Consider the following 1,405-nt stretch of genomic DNA (forward strand, 5'->3'; position numbering starts at 1 on the left):
AACAATGTCGGTTCTGCTTTGGGCGGCGTCAATACATCGCTGACCAGCCTTAACACGTCCGTAACCGGATTAAATAACAACGCTCTTTTGTGGGACACGACTGCAGGAGCTTTTAGTGCAAAGCACGGTACAGATACAAAGACAAACAGCAAGATTACCGATGTAGCTGCAGGCACTCTGTCCGATACTTCAACCGATGTTGTTAATGGTTCACAGCTTTATTCAACCAATACAAAGGTCGACAATCTGAGTGATCGGGCAGTCACCTATGACGGTGCTGTTGGTGGGGCAAAAGACACCATTACTTTGGCAGGTGGCACGACGGGAACAAAAATCACCAACTTAAAAGCCGGCACACTCTCAGCCTCTTCAACCGATGCTGTCAACGGCTCCCAGCTGTTTGATACGAATACAAATGTTACGGCTCTTTCCACGCGAGTAACATCAGTTGCCACCAGCACCTCGACCTATCTGGGCGGCGGCGCGGATGTTGCTGCCGGAACGGCACCCACATACACAATTCAAGGAACGGACTATAACAATGTCGGTTCTGCTTTGGGCGGCGTCAATACATCGCTGACCAGCCTTAACACGTCCGTAACCGGATTAAATAACAACGCTCTTTTGTGGGACACGACTGCAGGAGCTTTTAGTGCAAAGCACGGTACAGATACAAAGACAAACAGCAAGATTACCAATGTAGCTGCAGGCACTCTGTCCGATGCTTCAACCGATGTTGTTAATGGTTCACAGCTTTATTCAACCAATACAAAGGTCGACAATCTGAGTGATCGGGCAGTCACCTATGACGGTGCTGTTGGTGGCGCAAAAGACACCATCACTTTGGCAGGTGGCACGACGGGAACAAAAATCACCAACTTAAAAGCCGGCACACTCTCAGCCTCTTCAACCGATGCTGTCAACGGCTCCCAGCTATTTGATACGAATACAACCGTATCCACACTATCGACGCGGGTGACATCGATTGCCACCAATACCTCGACCTATCTGGGCGGCGGTGCGGATGTTGCTGCCGGAACGGCACCCACATACACAATTCAAGGAACGGACTACAACAATGTCGGTTCTGCTTTAGGCGGCGTCAATACATCGCTGACAAATCTCAGTGGTAAGATAACCGGCCTGACAAGCGATGTTATAGCATGGGATTCAACCGCTGGCGCCTATAGTGCAAAGCATGATGATGGGACAGGTACAAAAACAAACAGCAAGATTACCAATGTAGCTGCAGGCACTCTGTCCGATACTTCAACCGATGTTGTTAATGGTTCACAGCTTTATTCAACCAATACAAAGGTCGATAATCTGAGTGATCGGGCAGTCACCTATGATGGTGCTGTTGGTGGGGCGAAAGACACCATCACTTTGGCAGGTGGCACGACGG

General features: G+C 49.5%; 1 pseudogene. It reads left to right on the forward strand.

The annotated features are described in order from the left end of the window. Window positions 1–1,405: pseudogene (locus ACYSNS_RS14515) on the forward strand (hypothetical protein); the annotation flags it as partial.

The sequence above is a fragment of the Bartonella sp. LJL80 genome, assembly GCF_054871565.1.